Source organism: Gordonia sp. UBA5067 (genome assembly GCF_002414845.1).
Classification (GTDB): Bacteria; Actinomycetota; Actinomycetes; order Mycobacteriales; family Mycobacteriaceae; genus Gordonia; species Gordonia defluvii.
On the sequence record NZ_DIAX01000066.1, the window covers coordinates 1 to 16,214 of the forward strand.

At 66.5% G+C, this 16,214-nt stretch carries 16 protein-coding genes; 10 read left to right on the plus strand and 6 right to left on the minus strand.

Going from position 1 to position 16,214, the window contains the following annotated elements; translation table 11 throughout:
• Positions 1-1,286 (plus strand): putative PEP-binding protein (locus B4M62_RS11265; protein ID WP_290707732.1); only part of this gene is annotated, 1,286 nt, incomplete at its 5' end.
• Between the two features lie 14 nt (positions 1,287-1,300).
• On the opposite strand, the gene B4M62_RS11270 is transcribed toward B4M62_RS11265, so the two are convergent.
• Entirely contained in the window at positions 1,301-2,245 is a 945-nt protein-coding gene (locus tag B4M62_RS11270; RefSeq protein WP_290707735.1) for an NAD(P)-dependent alcohol dehydrogenase, read from the minus strand.
• Between the two features lie 80 nt (positions 2,246-2,325).
• Between B4M62_RS11270 and B4M62_RS11275 the strand changes: the two genes are divergently transcribed.
• Complete coding sequence (locus B4M62_RS11275; protein WP_414651830.1) at positions 2,326-2,979, plus strand: TetR/AcrR family transcriptional regulator C-terminal domain-containing protein; 654 nt, start codon at positions 2,326-2,328, stop codon at positions 2,977-2,979.
• Positions 2,980-2,989: 10 nt separating this feature from the next.
• On the opposite strand, the gene B4M62_RS11280 is transcribed toward B4M62_RS11275, so the two are convergent.
• From B4M62_RS11280 to B4M62_RS11300, 5 genes are read right to left on the minus strand one after another with little or no spacing between them, the layout of a single operon-like run.
• On the minus strand, positions 2,990-4,219 hold the full coding sequence (locus tag B4M62_RS11280) for an MFS transporter (RefSeq protein WP_290707737.1): 1,230 nt from the start codon (positions 4,217-4,219) through the stop codon (positions 2,990-2,992).
• Complete coding sequence (gene narI, locus B4M62_RS11285; RefSeq protein WP_290707739.1) at positions 4,216-4,968, minus strand: respiratory nitrate reductase subunit gamma; 753 nt, start codon at positions 4,966-4,968, stop codon at positions 4,216-4,218. The genes B4M62_RS11280 and narI overlap by 4 nt, the downstream gene beginning before the upstream one ends.
• Complete coding sequence (gene narJ / locus B4M62_RS11290) at positions 4,965-5,678, minus strand: nitrate reductase molybdenum cofactor assembly chaperone (RefSeq protein WP_290707741.1); 714 nt, start codon at positions 5,676-5,678, stop codon at positions 4,965-4,967. Before narJ ends, narI begins: the two co-directional genes overlap by 4 nt.
• Positions 5,678-7,333, minus strand: coding sequence for a nitrate reductase subunit beta (gene narH, locus B4M62_RS11295; protein ID WP_290707743.1), 1,656 nt, complete (start codon positions 7,331-7,333; stop codon positions 5,678-5,680). Before narH ends, narJ begins: the two co-directional genes overlap by 1 nt.
• The gene (locus B4M62_RS11300) at positions 7,333-11,070 is read right to left on the minus strand and encodes a nitrate reductase subunit alpha (protein WP_290707745.1); all 3,738 of its coding nucleotides are present in this window, start codon (positions 11,068-11,070) and stop codon (positions 7,333-7,335) included. Before B4M62_RS11300 ends, narH begins: the two co-directional genes overlap by 1 nt.
• Before the next feature lie 360 nt (positions 11,071-11,430).
• Here B4M62_RS11300 and rpsH point away from each other — a divergent pair, with 360 nt between their 5' ends.
• The 8 genes from rpsH (at position 11,431) to B4M62_RS11340 (ending at position 16,205) form a co-directional block, all read left to right on the plus strand.
• Entirely contained in the window at positions 11,431-11,829 is a 399-nt protein-coding gene (rpsH, locus tag B4M62_RS11305) for a 30S ribosomal protein S8 (RefSeq protein WP_290707747.1), read from the plus strand.
• Positions 11,830-11,838: 9 nt separating this feature from the next.
• Entirely contained in the window at positions 11,839-12,375 is a 537-nt protein-coding gene (rplF, locus tag B4M62_RS11310; protein ID WP_290707749.1) for a 50S ribosomal protein L6, read from the plus strand.
• A 3-nt stretch (positions 12,376-12,378) separates the two neighbouring features.
• Entirely contained in the window at positions 12,379-12,789 is a 411-nt protein-coding gene (gene rplR / locus B4M62_RS11315) for a 50S ribosomal protein L18 (protein ID WP_290707751.1), read from the plus strand.
• 46 nt (positions 12,790-12,835) lie between these two features.
• A complete protein-coding gene (rpsE, locus tag B4M62_RS11320) occupies positions 12,836-13,501 on the plus strand; it encodes a 30S ribosomal protein S5 (RefSeq protein ID WP_290707753.1) in 666 nt (221 codons plus the stop codon).
• A gap of 26 nt (positions 13,502-13,527) precedes the next feature.
• Positions 13,528-13,707, plus strand: a complete 180-nt coding sequence (rpmD, locus tag B4M62_RS11325; RefSeq protein WP_040521523.1) for a 50S ribosomal protein L30 — start codon at positions 13,528-13,530, stop codon at positions 13,705-13,707.
• A 3-nt stretch (positions 13,708-13,710) separates the two neighbouring features.
• Positions 13,711-14,151, plus strand: coding sequence for a 50S ribosomal protein L15 (gene rplO / locus B4M62_RS11330; RefSeq protein WP_290707757.1), 441 nt, complete (start codon positions 13,711-13,713; stop codon positions 14,149-14,151).
• Positions 14,152-14,334: 183 nt separating this feature from the next.
• A complete protein-coding gene (gene secY / locus B4M62_RS11335; protein ID WP_290707760.1) occupies positions 14,335-15,666 on the plus strand; it encodes a preprotein translocase subunit SecY in 1,332 nt (443 codons plus the stop codon).
• On the plus strand, positions 15,663-16,205 hold the full coding sequence (locus B4M62_RS11340; protein ID WP_290707762.1) for an adenylate kinase: 543 nt from the start codon (positions 15,663-15,665) through the stop codon (positions 16,203-16,205). Before secY ends, B4M62_RS11340 begins: the two co-directional genes overlap by 4 nt.
• Positions 16,206-16,214: the final 9 nt, after the last annotated feature.

Here is a 16,214-nt window from a genome sequence, read left to right on the forward strand (position 1 = left end):
CCCGCGGCGAGGTCCTCGTCACCGGGCTCGGCGCCAGTCCCGGCGTCGCGTCGGGCCAGGTGCGCATCCTGCACGAGGTCGCCGACGCCGGTGCCCTGCGCGACGGCGACATCCTCGTCGCCCCCATGACCAGGCCCGACTGGTTGCCCGTGTTGCGCCGGGCATCGGCAATCGTCACCGACGGCGGCGGGATCACCTGTCATGCGGCGATCGTCGGCCGGGAACTGGGCAAGCCCGTGGTCGTCGGGGCGCGCGGCGCCACCAGCACGCTGGTGGAGGGAGCTGCGGTGACGGTGGATGGCAGCACCGGCACGATCACGGCGGGCACCAGCACCGTCGCACCGCCACCACCAGCGGCGGCGCCCACCGCGGCGGCCGGTCGGGAGATCACCGCCACCCGCGTCTACGTCAACCTGGCCACCCCCGACGCGGCCACGGCGGTCGCCGCCGGTGACGTCGACGGCGTCGGCCTGCTGCGCGCCGAGTTCATGATCACCACGGCGCTGGACGGTCTACACCCGGCGAAGCTGCTGGCGCAGGGCCGGCGCGACGAATATGTGGCGAAGATGGCTGACGGCGTGGCGGCGATCGCCGCGGCCTTCGGTGACCGGCCGGTCGTCTACCGGGCCATCGATCTGCGGTCCAACGAGTTCGCCGCCCTCGACGGCGGGGAGGTCGAACCAGACGAGGACAATCCGATGATCGGCTACCGCGGGTGCTTCCGCTACGTCCGCGAGCCCGAGCTGTTCCGGCTCGACCTCGACGTCCTGCACACCGTCCGCGCCCAGCACCCCAACGTGCACCTGATGATTCCGTTCGTGCGCACCAAATGGGAGTTGGCGCAATGCCTCGCGCTCCTCGACGAGCATCCGCTGGGCGCAGATTCGGCGATGAAGCGCTGGATCATGGCCGAGGTGCCGTCGGCGGCGTACTGGATCCCCGAGTATGCGCGCCTCGGCATCGACGGGGTGTCCATCGGCAGCAACGATCTCACCCAGTTGGTGTTGGGGGTCGACCGTGACTCAGAGACGTGCAAGGACCTGTTCAACACCATGGATCCCGCCGTCCTCGACACCATCGACACGATCATCGACCGGGCTACCGCAGCGGGACTGACGACGTCGCTGTGCGGGCAGGCGGTGTCGATCTATCCCGAACTCGCCGAGCACCTGGTCCGGCGCGGCATCACCTCGGTATCGGTGACGCCCGACGTTGCCGAACGCACGCGGCACAACGTCGCCGTCGCCGAGAAGGCGATCTTGCTCGACGCGGCGCGGCGCGGCTGACCGGTTCCGGCGCGTCAGCAGCGTACGACGAGGTTGCCGACTTTGTGCCCGGTGTCGACGCGGCGATGGGCCTGCTGAATGTCGTCGAGATCCATGACCTCGTCGACGATGACGCGGAGGTCACGGCTGGCGACGAGGCTGAGGAGGTAGGCGAAGGCTTCGGCGCGTTCGGGGGCGACGCCCGCCTTGACGTTGCCGCGTGCGACCAGGTTGTCGCCGAGGCTGGCGACGGCGAGTAGAGCGGTGCCGTTCTCGGTCAGCAGGCGACGTGCAGTGCGCCGGTCGAGACTGCCGACGTTGTCGAGGACGACATCGAAGCGCCGGCCGATGCCGGCGAGCGGGGTGCGGGTGTAGTCGATGACGTCGTCCGCGCCGAGAGCTTCGACGAGTTCGGCGTTGCGGCCGCTGGTCACCGCGGTGACGGTGGCACCCAGGTGCTTGGCGAGCTGAACCGCATTGGTGCCGATCGCGCCGGACGCACCGTTGACAAGAACCGTCGATCCGGGGCCGGTGCCGGCGACGCGGAGGAAATGTAGCGCCGCAGACCCGCCGAAGAGCAGTCCCGCTGCCTGGTCGTGGCTGACCGTGGCCGGCTTGGGGGCGAGTTTCGTGGCCGGCGCGACGACGTATTGCGCGTGGCAGCCCATCGATATCCCGGTCATGCCGCAGACCTCCTCGCCCACGGCGAAGCCGGTGACCTTGGCGCCGAGGGCCTCGATCGTTCCTGAGAAGACGCCCCCGAGGACGGTTCGGCGGGGACCGCGGAACCCTAAGGCCAACCGGGACAACGTCCCGAAGCCGTCGGGGAAGTTCGCGCCGCGGATCCGGGCGTCGCCGGAGGTGACCGCGGTGGCGGCGACCCGGACGAGGACCGATTTCGCGGCGACGCGCGGGAGGGGGAGGTCGCGTATCTGCACGACTTCGGGTGGTCCGTACTTCTCGACGACGGCTGCGCGCATGACCTTCTCCTTACAGGTGTAAGTCTTTGGTTGAATGCTAACCTTACACCTGTAAGTCCGCAATGGGGAGGATGAGAGGAGTGTCCGTGAACCGTGCCCGGCTGACCCGCGCGAGGGTCGTCGACGCGGCGGTCGCCGTCGCCGACTCGGGCGGGCTGACGGGGGTCAGTATGCGGACCGTCGGCCGTGAACTCGGTGTGGAGGCGATGTCGCTCTACCATCACGTGGCCGACAAGGGTGCACTGCTCGATGCGATGGTTGATTGGATTTTCACCCGGATCGATGTGCCCGCCGCGGGGGACGGCTGGCGTGCGGGCATGGTGCGGTGCGCCGATTCGGCGCGCGCAGTCCTCACGGAGCACCCCTGGGCCCTGGGTCTTATCGAGTCGCGACGGACCCCTGGCCCGGCCACGCTGCGCCACCACGACGCCATTCTTGGATGCTTGCGCCGCAATGGCTTTCCTATCGACCTCGCCTCGCACACGTTCTCGGCGATCGACTCCTATGTCTACGGCTTCGTGCTTACCGAAATGAACCTCCCCTTCAGTGACGGCGCCGACGAGTTCGTCGGCGAGTTCACCGAAGCGCTGCCGATGGATGAATACCCGCACCTCGGCGAGTTGGCCGCAGTGATCATGGCCAGCGGCTATCGATACGCCGACGAGTTCGGATACGGACTCGGCTTGATCCTCGACTCGATCGAGCACCGGTTGGGAAGGGCTGCCCGGGAGTGATCGCCAGAAGTCATTGCGCGGAAGCTGTCCGGCGGATGCCGAAGATCGTGAACAGACAGGCAGCTGTCGCGGCGATCACCAGCATGGTCAGCCCGATGGTGTACGACCTGGTGGCCTCGTTGTACGTGGCACCCATCAACAGCGGTGGAAAGAAGCCGCCCAGACCGCCGGCGGCGCCGACGAGGCCGGTGACGGCCCCCACGCGGGCGGGCGGGGAGGCCACCGCCACCCAGGCGAATACGGAGCCGGCTCCCATTCCCATCATCACGGCCATCAGAATGAAGTCGACTCCGGCCAGCCAGGGCATCACCGGCTTCGTGATCATCCACACCGCCAGCACTGCTGCACCGCCACACGAGATGGCGGTGATGACTCGCGGTCCGAAGCGGTCCGACAGGACACCACCCATCGGCCGGGCGATGACCGCGGCCAGGGCAAAGCCCGCGGTGCGGGCCCCGGCCGACTTCAGGTCGGTCATCTCGTACACGTCGTTGAGATACGTCGGCAGATAGGTGGAGAAGGCGACGAAACCGCCGAAGGCCGCCGCATAGAGCACCGCCATCTGCCAGGTGATCGGCAACGTGACGGCATCGCGGAGTTTTGGCAGTGCGGGCTCGGTATTCGGCGACCAGGAGGGGGCATCACGCATCCACAGCCAGCAGATGACCGCCACCACGACGAGCGCAACGGCGATAATGATGTGCGCCGGGAAGTAGCCGAACCACTCCTTAAACCGCGGGGTGAAAAACGCCGAGAGCGCGGTGCCACCCATACCGGCACCGAAGACCCCGGTCGCGAAACCGCGGCGGCTCGCCTCATACCAGTTGTTCAGAAACGGGATGCCCGCTGCAAAGCTGGTACCCGCGATGCCGAGGAAGAACCCGGCGACGATCATCAGCGGGTACGACTTCGCCTGACCCGCGATCGCGACCAAGATGACGAACGGCACCGACAACAGCAGCAGTGCGGTGAACATCACGCGTCCGCCGAACCGTGGTGTCAGCACGCCGACGACGATCCGGCCCAGCGAACCGACGAGGATCGGCACGGCGATAAGGATCGACTTCTGCGACGAGGTCAGATCCATCTCACCGTGCCCGGCATAGAAGACGCCGAGCGGCGCGATGAGGTTCCATGCCCAGAACGTGATCGCGAAGGCCAGGGTGGCCAGCGCCAGGTTCTTCTTCTGAGCCGTGCGCACCGCCGAAACCGGTTCGAACGAGGTGGTGTCCATGGTCATGAGCGCTCTCGATCTGATGTGCCGATGGGTGCCCAGGCGTCGGCAGTCTTGCCGGCGCCCGGTGTTGTCTTCGCGTCGCGACTGCGGTAGACGATGTAGGGGCGGAACAGGTAGTGCAACGGCGCGGTGAAGATGTGCACCAGTCGGGTGAACGGCACCAGGATGAACATCAGCATGCCGATGACCACGTGCACGTGGAAGCGCAGCGGAGCCGCCTCCATTGCGCCGATGTCGGGCTGGAGGAAGAAGATCGAGCGGAACCAGGGGGCGACGGTCTCGCGGTAGTTCACCCCGGGGCCGTGTGGATCGATCAGGCCGACAATCGTGAGGTAGGTGCCGGCCACCAGTGCCGAGACCAAGACCAGGTACATGAGCTTGTCGTTGGCGGTGGTCGCCGAGAACACCGGCCCGACGGTTCGCCGGCGATAGACCAGGATCGCGACGCCGATCAGCGTCGCCACGGCCGCAATCATGCCGCCGCCCGCGGCGACCCAGTGATAGGTCGTTTCGCTGATTCCGACGGCGCTGGTCCACGACTCCGGAATGATCAGGCCCATCGCATGGCCGGCGATCACCATCAAGATGCCATAGTGGAACAACGGGGATCCGATGCGCAGCAGCCGTGACTCGTAGACTTCCGACGACCTCGTCGTCCAGCCGAACTTGTCATAGCGGTAGCGCCAGATCGTTCCACCGATCACCGCGATGAGCGTCAAGTACGGAAGGACGCCCCACAAGACGATATTCATCGTCGCCCGCCTTTCCCCGCAGCCAATGGTGCGGTCATCTCCGCCGTCGTGAACAGCGGCATCAACCGGGGATCGCCGCTCTCAAGGCCGACCTGCTCGACGGTCTCGGACCCGGCGCGCATGGCCAGCGCACTCGCCTTGTCCGCGGGCGACTCCCCGGGCAGCGTCGCGCACAACGCAACCAGCACGTCGGCATAGGCCGAGTCCTTCTCGGCCAGTGCCAACCGGATGAGTTCGAGGGACGGGCGGTGCTCGATCAGTAGTTCACGACCGTTCCGCGGGTCCACCCGCGCGGCGAACTCCAGCACCATCGGCAGGTAGTCGGTCAACTCGCCGTGGGTGTCCACGAGGAATCCGGCGTCGCGGTAGCGACGCTTGATCGACGCGAGCGCCGCCCCGCGCCGCCGGGTGTCACCGTCGGACCAATAGGTCAGATACAGCGTCTGACGCCGGGAAAGGTCGAAGACGTCGACGTACTCGCGGCGCAGCTCCGCCGGATCGGACGACGCGACGTGGTTGACGAACTGTGCGAGCGCACGGTTGACCGGCGACGACGGCTGCTCGGCCAGTGCGGCGCGCAACAGGTCGATACGGGCGAGCACGCCGTCGTCGGGGTACTGCAGGCACCACGAGGCGACCTGGTAGGCGACGCGGTGATCGGCGTCCCCGCGGCCTTCTCGCGTGGCGGCGGACGCGAACGGGTTGCGCATCAGCGATCCTCGGGGAACATGCCGCCGGGGCTGCCGTTGCCGTCCCAGTTCAACAGATTCACCCGACCCCGCAGCGCCTCGGCGTCGGCCGCACGATCACTGGTCTGCCGCTGCCGCAGCGCCTGGAAGGTTTCCACCGACACCGGTGTCGGACGTCCGCTCGCCTCGCCGAACGGCCCGGACTCGTACATCCCCGGTCCGTCCTCGAAGTCCAATGAGCAGGCCATCTCCTCCAACTGGTGACCTTGTTCGACATGGGCGGTCGGGATGACGTAGCGGTCGGCGTACTTCGCGATGGCCATGAGGTGATACATCTCGACCATCGATTCCTCGTCCATCCCCACCGACGCAGGGATCAGCGGATTGGGTTCCCGGCCCAGCGCCACATCGCGCATATACGACCGCATGCCGGCGAGCTTGCGCAGCACCTGCGTGACGATGTCGGTGTCCCCGGCGGTGAAGAGCTCCGCCAAGTATTCGACCGGGATGCGCAGCGTGTCGATCGCGCCGAAGAGGTTCTGGTGGCTCTCGCCGTCGTGGCCCTGCTCGGTGAGCAGATCGACGATCGGCGACAGCGGCGGCACGTACCAAACCATCGGCATTGTGCGGTACTCCGGATGCAGTGGCAGTGCCACCCGGTACTTCTTCGCCAGCGCATAGACGGGGGAGCGGCGGGCGGCGTCGAGCCAGTCGTCGGGAATGCCCTCGGCGCGGGCCGCGGCGATCACTTCTGGATCGGCCGGGTCGAGCATCAAGTCGAGCTGCGCCTCGTAGAGGTCCTTCTCGTCGGGGACCGACGCCGCCTCGGTCACCCGGTCGGCGTCATACAGGAACAGTCCGATGTAGCGGAGCCGCCCGACACAGGTTTCTGAGCAGACCGTCGGCTGGCCGACCTCGACGCGTGGGTAGCAGAACGTGCACTTCTCTGCTTTGCCGGTCCGGTGGTTGTAGTAGATCTTCTTGTACGGACAGCCCGTGATGCACTGTCGCCACCCGCGACAGCGGTCTTGGTCGACGAGAACGATCCCGTCCTCGGCGCGCTTGTAGATCGCGCCCGACGGGCACGACGCCATGCACGACGGATTGAGGCAGTGCTCACAGATCCGCGGCAGGTAGAACATGAATGTCTGCTCGAAGGACAACTTGATCTGTGCGCTGGACTCGGCGGCGAGCTTCTGCAGTACCGGGTCCTGTTCGGCGGTTGCCGCGCTGCCGCCCAGATCATCGTCCCAGTTCGCCGACCACGAGATCTTCATGTCCTCGCCGGTGATCAGCGACTTGGGCCGCGCCACCGGGATGTCGTCGCCCAGCGGGGCGCTGATGAGGTTCTCATAGTCATAGGTCCACGGCTCGTAGTAGTCGCTGAGCGTGGGCTGGACGGGGCTGAAGAAGATCGTGGCGAGCTTCTGCACGCGGCCGCCGGTTCGCAGCCGCAACCGGCCGTAGCGGTTGAGCTTCCACCCGCCCCGCCAGGCGTCCTGGTCCTCATAGCGCCGTGGATATCCCTGGCCGGGGCGGGTCTCCACGTTGTTGAACCACACATACTCGGTGCCGGCACGGTTGGTCCACGCTTGCTTGCACGTCACCGAACACGTGTGGCATCCGATGCATTTGTCGAGGTTCATCACCATCGCGATCTGTGCCATGACTCGCATCAGTACGTCACCTCCTGGCTGCGCCGGCGAATCGTCGAGACGATGTCGCGCTGGTTGCCCGTCGGGCCCAGATAGTTGAAGGCATAGGAGAGCTGCGCGTAGCCGCCGATGAGGTGCGACGGTTTGACCAGCAGACGGGTCACCGAGTTGTGGATGCCGCCGCGCTTACCGGTGGCCTCGGACTTCGGGACGTCGATGGTCCGCTCCTGGGCGTGGTGGACGTAGGTGACCCCGGTCGGGATCCGATGGCTGACGATCGCACGCCCGACGAACACGCCGTTGGCGTTGACGCACTCAATCCACTCGTTGTCCTCGACCCCGATCGCGGCCGCGTCCTCCGGCGACAGCCACGCCGTCGGCCCGCCCCGCGACAGCGACAGCATGAACAGGTTGTCCTGGTACTCGGAGTGGATCGACCACTTGTTGTGCGGGGTCAGGTACCGGACCGCGATCTCCATCTCGCCGGTCGGGCCGAGTTTGGGTTCGCCGAACAGTCGGTGCATGTCTAGGGGCGGCCGGTAGAGGGGCAGTGCTTCGCCGATGTCGAGCATCCAATCGTGATCGAGGTAGAAGTGCATTCGGCCGGTGAGGGTGTGGAACGGCTTCTCCCGCTCGACGTTCATGGTGAACGGGGCATACCGCCGGCCGCCGGTCTCCGAGCCCGACCATTCGGGCGAGGTGATCACCGGTTGCGGTGAGTCCTGCGTGTCGGCGAAGGTGATTCGCTTCTCCTCCGACCCCGCCGCCAGGTCGACGAAGCGCTTCCCGGTGCGCTTCTCCAACTGCTCGAAACCGCCGACGGCGAGTTCGCCGTTGGTCGTGCCAGAGAACATCAGGATCGCCTCGGCGAGCTTCGCGTCGGTGTCGATCGCCGGGCGGCCTTCGGCGGGGCTGACCGGGGCCCCGGCCGGCCCCATCATCACCCCGTTCTTCGCCGCCAGCTTCGCCATCTGGGATCCGACGTCGAAGGTGACGTTCTTGACGGTGAATCCCAACTTGTCGGCAAGCGGGCCGACCGAGGCCAGCTTGTCCGCGATGGCGGTGTAGTCGCGTTCGACGACGACGAACTGCGGCAGGTTCTTGCCCGGCACGCCGGGCTTGCCCGAGTCGAGCCAGTCGTCGACGATGCCGTGCGGATTGGCGGTCTCGCCGGGGGTGTCGTGCTGGTTGGGGGTCGCCACCAGATCCCGCACCGTGCCCAGATGGGTCTGGGCCTGCCGGGACAGTTCGCGGGCCAGGTGGTGGAACAGGTCGAAGTCGCTCTTGGCCTCCCACGGCGGGTCGATGGCCGGCGAGAAGGCGTGCACGAACGGGTGCATATCGGTCGAGGACAGGTCGTACTTCTCATACCAGGTGGCCGCGGGCAACACGATGTCGCTCATCAGCGTCGTCGACGTCATCCGGAAGTCGGCCGATAGCAGCAGGTCGAGCTTGCCCTCGGGCGCTTCGTCGTGCCACGCCACCTCGCGCGGATGCGGGGTGTCGGGGTTCTCCACGCCCAGCACGTTGTGGTCGGTGCCGAGGAGGTGGCGCAAGAAGTACTCGTCACCCTTGGCTGAGGAGCCCAGGAGATTCGAGCGCCACAGCACCAGGGTCCGCGGCCAGTTCTCCGGCGCGTCGACGTCGTTGATCGACGGGGTCAGCGAGCCCTCGTGCAACTGCTGCGCCACCCAGGCGCCCGTGGATGGCGCCGCACCCGCGTCGACGGCGGCCTGGGCGTCGTCGGCCACCTGCAGCGGGTTGGTGGAGAACTGCGGATAGAACGGCATCCAGCCGAGCCGCGAGGACTGGGCGATCGCGTCGGCGGTGTGCGGATGGTCCAAGACGCCGCGGGACAGCGGCGAGGTCAGCGCGGTGGTGGAATAGCCGTCGTTGCGCCACTGGTCGGTGTGCATGTACCAATACGACGTTCCCGGCTGCGTGCGCGGCGGGCGGGACCAGTCCAGCGCATTGGCCAGCGAGATCCAGCCGGTGATCGGGCGGCACTTCTCCTGTCCGACGTAGTGGGCCCAGCCGCCGCCGTTGCGGCCCATGCTGCCCGTCAGGTTGAGCAGGGCCAGAATTGCGCGATAGGTGGCGTCGCCGTGGAACCACTGGCAGATGCCGGCGCCCATGATGATCATCGAACGGCCCTGGGAGTCAACGGCATTGGTGGCGAACTCGCGGGCGATACGGATGGCCGCCTCAGCCGGCACGCTGGTGATCTCCTCCTGCCACGCCGGGGTGTACGGGGTTGCCGCGTCGTCATAGCCCGACGCCCAGTCGCCGGGCAGGCCGTCGCGGCCGACACCGTACTGCGCGAGCATCAGATCGAAGACAGTGGTCACCAGTCGCCCGTGCATTCGCCGCGCCGGGACGCCGCGGCGCAGGACCGTGCCGCTCCCGTCCGGGGCGTCGAAGGCGGCGACGCTGATGGCGACCGGCTCTGCTGCCGGGTCGTCGTAGAGGCTCAAGCGCGGGGTGACCCCGGCCAGATCCAGGTTCCAGCGGCCCTCCCCGGACTCGGCGTAGCGAAAGCCCATCGAACCGTTGGGTGCGACGACGGTGTCGGTGGCATCGTCGATGAGCACGGTCTTCCACGCGTCTTCGTCGGCCGGCGCCTCGACCAGCCCGACCTGATCGGCGGTCACGAACTTGCCCGGGATCAGGGTGGTCGCACCCTCGTACTCATGCTCGTCGAGTTCGACGAGGAACGGCAGATCCGTGTACTTGCCGACGAAATCGGTGAAGAACCCGGTGGAGCGCTCGATGAAGAACTCGCGCAGGATCACGTGGCCCATCGCCATCGCGAGCGCGCCGTCGGTGCCGGCCTGGGCGGGCAACCATTCGTCGGCAAACTTGGTGTTGTCGGCGTAGTCGGGGGAGACGGTGACCACTTTGGTGCCGCGGTAGCGGACCTCGGCCATCCAGTGGGCGTCCGGTGTGCGGGTGACCGGGACGTTTGAACCCCACATCATCAGGTAGGTCGCATCCCACCAGTCGCCTGACTCCGGCACGTCGGTCTGATCGCCGAACACCTGCGGGCTGGCCACCGGAAGATCGGCATACCAATCGTAGAACGAGGTCATGACCCCGCCGATGAGCTGAATGAAGCGGGTGCCGACGCAGTGGCTGACCATGGACATCGCCGGAATCGGCGAGAAGCCGGCGCACCGGTCCGGCCCGTAGGTCTTGATGGTGTGCACGTGCGCGGCCGCCGCCATCTCGATGGCTTCCTCCCAACTGACCCGGATGAGGCCACCCTTCCCGCGCGCGCGCTGGTAGGAGCGGCGGCGCAGCGGATCGCCGGTCACATCGGCCCAGGCCAGAACCGGGTCGCCGAGTTTGGCCTTCGCCGCGCGATACATCTCGACCAGCACGGCGCGGGCATAGGGATGACGGACGCGGGTGGGGGAGTAGGTGTACCAGGAGAAGGCGGCGCCGCGCGGGCAGCCGCGCGGCTCATACTCGGGGCGGTCGGGGCCGACCGAGGGGTAGTCCGTCTCCTGGGTCTCCCAGGTGATGATCCCGTCCTTGACATACACCTTCCACGAACACGAACCGGTGCAGTTGACCCCGTGCGTCGAGCGGACGATCTTGTCGTGACTCCACCGGTCGCGGTAGAAGATGTCGCCGGCGCGCCCGCCCTTGCGGAACACGGCGCGGCCGTCGTCGGATTCGTCCCACCGGGAGAAGAACTTCCCGATGTTGAGGAGGTTTTGCGCTGCTTGTCCCTGAACCTGGGCTGGTCGGCTCATAACGAGCACGGTAGTTCGGGAAACGGTGCCCCGATAGACGAACGCGGGAAGTTCAGACGTAGGTCCCCGGGTGGTAACCGGTCTGGGTGGCAACTGATCCGGGTGGTAGCCGGCCTGGGCCCCGACGCGATTTGGGTCTGGGCAGGAGAGTCTCTACACTGAAGCGGTTGCCCGGGGTGAACTGTGCCCCCTGGGAGCCACAACTTCATACCTCTCCGGTGCCGGCGATAAGCCAATGGCACCGGATGGGAAGAGCCTTGCACAACACTCACTTCGTGGCAGGCCCACCGGTACCGACCTGGCGCAATCCAGTTTCGGCCGTTGTATGGGAACCGCTACGAGAAAGGTTGACGGTCAACCATGACCATGACTGATCCGATCGCAGACTTCTTGACACGTCTGCGCAACGCCAACTCGGCGTACCACGACGAGGTGACCCTGCCGTCGTCGACGATCAAAGCGAACATCGCTGCGATCCTCAAGGAACAGGGCTACATCACCGATTACCGCGTCGAAGACGCCGAGGTCGGCAAGAAGCTCGTCGTCAGCCTCAAGTACGGCCCGAGCCGGGAGCGCAGCATTGCTGGTCTGCGCCGCGTCTCGAAGCCCGGCCTGCGGGTTTACGCGAAATCAACCAATCTGCCCAAGGTGCTGGGCGGCCTCGGCGTGGCGATCATCTCCACGTCGTCGGGCCTGCTCACCGACCGTCAAGCAGCCAACACGGGCGTGGGCGGCGAAGTCCTCGCCTACGTCTGGTAGGGGCACAACATGTCGCGAATCGGTAAGAACCCCATCGACATCCCCGCCGGCGTCGACGTCACGATCGACGGCCAGGACGTGAAGGTCAAAGGCCCCAAGGGCGAATTGGCCATCACGATCAGCGAGCCGATCACGGCCGCCGTGCAGGAGAAGCAGATCGTCGTCACCCGGCCCAATGACGAGCGCCGCAGCCGTGCCCTGCACGGCCTGTCGCGCAGCCTGATCAACAACCTGATGGTCGGCGTCACCGCCGGCTACACCCGCAAGCTGGAGATCTTCGGCGTCGGCTACCGCGTAGCCGCCAAGGGCCGTGACCTCGAGTTCGCCCTCGGCTACAGCCACCCCGTGCCGATCGAGGCTCCCGAAGGCATCACCTTCGCCGTGGAGTCGCCGACGAAGTTCTCGGTCACGGGCATCGACAAGCAGCAAGTCGGCCAGATCTCGGCGAACATCCGCCGCCTGCGGCGTCCGGACCCCTACAAGGGCAAGGGCATCCGCTTTGAAGGCGAGCAGGTCCGCCGCAAGGTCGGAAAGACGGGTAAGTAAGCCATGAGTGAAACAGCAACTGTCAACACCGCCGGGCGCAAGCCCGCCGGCAAGGATGCGTCGACCCGTCGTCGCACCGCCACCAACCGCCGCCACTTCCGCCTCCGGAAGAAGGTGTCGGGCACCCCGGAGCGTCCGCGCCTCGCGGTGAAGCGCAGCAGCCGGCACATCCACGTCCAGCTCATCGACGATCTGGCCGGCAACACGCTGGCCGCCGCCTCGTCGATCGAGGCCGACGTTCGTGCCACCGGCGGCGACAAGTCGGCGCAGGCGGCCAAGGTCGGCGAGTTGATCGCCGGGCGCGCCAAGGCTGCCGGCATCGACAGCGTCGTCTTCGATCACGGTGGGCACGGCTACCACGGCCGGATCGCCGCGCTCGCCGACGCCGCCCGTGCGGGAGGCCTGAAGTTCTAATGACCAACTACTCGATGTGCCTGATCAACAACGGAGGGACCCTCTGATGCCCGGACGTCAGCGTGACGGCGGGAACGGACCCGCCGGCAACAACACCAACAGCAACAGCAACGAGCGCGGCGGCGGCCGCGGCGGCCGCGGCGATCGTCGCGACAGCCGTGGGGGCGGGCGCGAGCGCGAGGAGCGCAACCACCTCGAGCGCGTCGTCACCATCAACCGCGTGTCCAAGGTCGTCAAGGGCGGCCGCCGGTTCAGCTTCACCGCACTCGTGGTGGTCGGCGACGGTCAGGGCATGGTCGGTGTCGGCTACGGCAAGGCCAAGGAAGTCCCGGCCGCGATCCAGAAGGGCGTCGAAGAGGCTCGTAAGAACTTCTTCCGCGTCCCGATGATCGGTGGCACGGTCACCCACCCGGTTCAGGGTGAGGCCGCTGCGGGCGTCGTCATGCTCCGCCCGGCCAGCCCCGGTACCGGTGTTATCGCCGGTGGCGCGGTGCGTGCCGTACTCGAGTGTGCCGGTGTGACCGACGTGCTGGCCAAGAGCCTCGGCTCGGACAACGCCATCAACGTCGTGCACGCCACCGTCGCCGCACTGAAGATGCTGCAGCGTCCTGAAGAGGTCGCCGCCCGTCGCGGTCTGCCGGTCGAGGACGTCGCTCCTGCCGGTATGCTGCGCGCCCGTGCCGTCGCCGCGGCGACGACCAAGGGAGCGTGAGCGCCGTGGCCAAGAAGGAGACTGATATGGGTCAGCTGAAGATCACTCAGATCAAGAGCACCATCGGTACCAAGAGCAACCAGCGTGACAGCCTGCGCACCCTTGGCCTCAAGGGCATCCGCAAGTCCGTCACCCGCGAGGACAACCCGCAGACGCGGGGCCTGATCAATGTCGTTCGGCACCTCGTGACTGTCGAAGAGGTTTAAGAAATGACGATCAAACTCCACCACCTTCGCCCCGCACCGGGCGCGAAGACCGAGAAGACCCGCGTGGGTCGCGGTGAGGGCTCGAAGGGCAAGACCGCCGGGCGCGGCACCAAGGGCACCAAGGCCCGTAAGACCGTGCCGGCCGGTTTCGAGGGCGGCCAGATGCCGATCCACATGCGGCTGCCGAAGCTCAAGGGCTTCACCAACCGCAACCGGGTCGAGTACCAGGTTGTCAACGTCGGCGATCTCGCCGAGCTGTTCCCCTCGGGCGGCACTGTGGGCGTCGAGGACCTCGTCGCCAAAGGTGCGGTCCGCCGGAACCAGTTGGTCAAGGTGCTCGGCAACGGCGAACTGTCGGTGAAGCTCGACATCACCGCCAACAAGTTCTCCGGGTCGGCGAAGGAAAAGATCGCCGCCGCCGGCGGTAGCACCACCGAGCTCTAACAGCCGTCTGCCAGTTGGCCGGTGCAGCGCTCGACGTGTTGCACCGGCCATCTGGCCAGCAGGCATCGGCCCGCTCGCTGCGCTCCTGTTAGAGTTTGCAGCGTTGCTGTCCGGCAAAGCTGTCCGTGCCAAGCCCCAATCGCCAGGCCCTGAACCGAAGTGGTCGCCACTAGGAGGAATTTAGTGTTCTCCCCCCTCGTCGCCGTGTTCCGCACGCCGGACCTGAGGAAGAAGATTCTCTTCGTCCTCGGAATTCTTGTGCTGTACCGGTTCGGTGCGACCCTGCCGTCGCCGGGTGTGGACTTCAAGGTCGTCCAACAGTGTCTCGACCCGGCGAACCAGGACACGGCCCAGCAGCAGATCTACTCGCTGATCAACATGTTCTCCGGTGGCGCGCTCCTGCAGCTGTCGGTGTTCGCGATCGGCATCATGCCCTACATCACGGCGAGCATCATCGTGCAGCTGCTGACCGTCGTCATTCCCCGCTTTGAGGAACTCCGCAAAGAGGGGCAGGCCGGCCAGGCGAAGATGACGCAGTACACGCGCTATTTGACCGTGGCGCTGGCACTGCTCCAGGCGACCGGCATCGTGGCGCTCGCCGCCAACGGCAATCTGCTGCGCGGCCAAGCGAACTGCGATGCGCAAAACATCATCCGCGACCAGTCGATCCTCGGACTGTCGATCATCGTGATCGTGATGATCGCCGGCGCCATGGTCGTCATGTGGTTCGGCGAGCTGATCACCGAGCGCGGCATCGGCAACGGCATGTCGCTGTTGATCAGCGCCGGCATCGTGGCCCGCATTCCCGCCGAGGGACGGATGATCCTCAACGACCGCGGCCCGGTGGCCTTCGCACTCGTTATCGTCGCCGGCCTCATCATCGTCGGTGGCGTGGTGTTCATCGAGATGGGCCAGCGCCGCATTCCGGTCCAGTACGCCAAACGGATGGTCGGCCGCAAGATGTACGGTGGTTCGTCGACCTACCTGCCGCTCAAGGTCAACCAGGCCGGTGTTATCCCCGTCATCTTCGCGTCGTCGCTGCTGTACCTGCCGATGCTGATCAGCAACTTGACGCGGGGGGACGGCACGCCGAAGGGCTGGCAGACGTTCATCGACCAGCACCTGGTGAACCCCAGCGACCCGGTCTACATCGTCACGTACTTCGTGATGATCATCTTCTTCACGTACTTCTACGTGGCGGTGACGTTCAACCCGCAGGAGCGCGCCGACGACATGAAGAAGTACGGTGGCTTCATTCCCGGGATTCGTCCTGGCCAGCCGACCGCCGACTACCTCGGCTACGTCTTGTCGCGGATCACGCTGCCCGGCTCGATTTACCTCGGTTTGATCGCAATTCTGCCTAACCTGTTCATGCAGGTCGGTCAGGCCGGCGGGGTGCAGAACCTCCCGTTCGGCGGTACGGCACTGCTGATCATGGTCGTGGTCGCCCTCGACACCGTCAAGCAGGTCAACAGCCAGTTGATGCAGCGCAAGTACGAAGGGTTCCTCAATTGAGACTCATCATTCTCGGCCCTCCCGGGGCCGGTAAGGGCACTCAGGCCGAACTGCTCTCCGAGGCATTGGGCGTCCCGCACATCTCGACCGGCGATCTGTTCCGCGCGAACATCTCGCAGGGCACGGCGATCGGCGTTGAGGCCAAGCGTTATCTCGACGCCGGGGACCTGGTTCCCTCCGAGGTGACCGTCGACATGGTGCGTGCCCGCATCGCCGAGCCCGACGCCGCCCGCGGATTCATCCTCGACGGCTTCCCGCGCTCGATCGAACAGGCCGAAGCGCTCCGGGAGATGGGCGTGGCCCTGGACGCGGTGCTCTCCTTCGAGGTGGACCCCGACGTCGTCGTGGAGCGCATGCTGGCCCGCGGCCGCGCCGACGATAGTGAGGACGTCATCCGCAACCGCCTCGCGGTGTATGCGAGCGAGACGGCACCGCTGCTGGAGTTCTACGGCTCGGACGTCACGTCGATCAATGCGGTCGGCGAAGTGGCCGGCGTGCACGGCCGCGTGATGGACGCACTCGGCGTCGACGGCAAGTAGGCGGGCGGC

Coding starts and splice junctions, on each gene's coding strand:
- B4M62_RS11270 (WP_290707735.1), bottom strand. CDS start 2,245: ATGCGCGCAGCCGTCGTCGAGAAGTACGGACCACCCGAAGTCGTGCAG.
- B4M62_RS11280 (WP_290707737.1), bottom strand. CDS start 4,219: ATGACCATGGACACCACCTCGTTCGAACCGGTTTCGGCGGTGCGCACG.
- narI (WP_290707739.1), bottom strand. CDS start 4,968: ATGAATATCGTCTTGTGGGGCGTCCTTCCGTACTTGACGCTCATCGCG.
- narJ (WP_290707741.1), bottom strand. CDS start 5,678: ATGCGCAACCCGTTCGCGTCCGCCGCCACGCGAGAAGGCCGCGGGGAC.
- narH (WP_290707743.1), bottom strand. CDS start 7,333: ATGCGAGTCATGGCACAGATCGCGATGGTGATGAACCTCGACAAATGC.
- B4M62_RS11300 (WP_290707745.1), bottom strand. CDS start 11,070: ATGAGCCGACCAGCCCAGGTTCAGGGACAAGCAGCGCAAAACCTCCTC.
- rpsH (WP_290707747.1), top strand. CDS start 11,431: ATGACCATGACTGATCCGATCGCAGACTTCTTGACACGTCTGCGCAAC.
- rplF (WP_290707749.1), top strand. CDS start 11,839: ATGTCGCGAATCGGTAAGAACCCCATCGACATCCCCGCCGGCGTCGAC.
- rplR (WP_290707751.1), top strand. CDS start 12,379: ATGAGTGAAACAGCAACTGTCAACACCGCCGGGCGCAAGCCCGCCGGC.
- rpsE (WP_290707753.1), top strand. CDS start 12,836: ATGCCCGGACGTCAGCGTGACGGCGGGAACGGACCCGCCGGCAACAAC.
- rpmD (WP_040521523.1), top strand. CDS start 13,528: ATGGGTCAGCTGAAGATCACTCAGATCAAGAGCACCATCGGTACCAAG.
- rplO (WP_290707757.1), top strand. CDS start 13,711: ATGACGATCAAACTCCACCACCTTCGCCCCGCACCGGGCGCGAAGACC.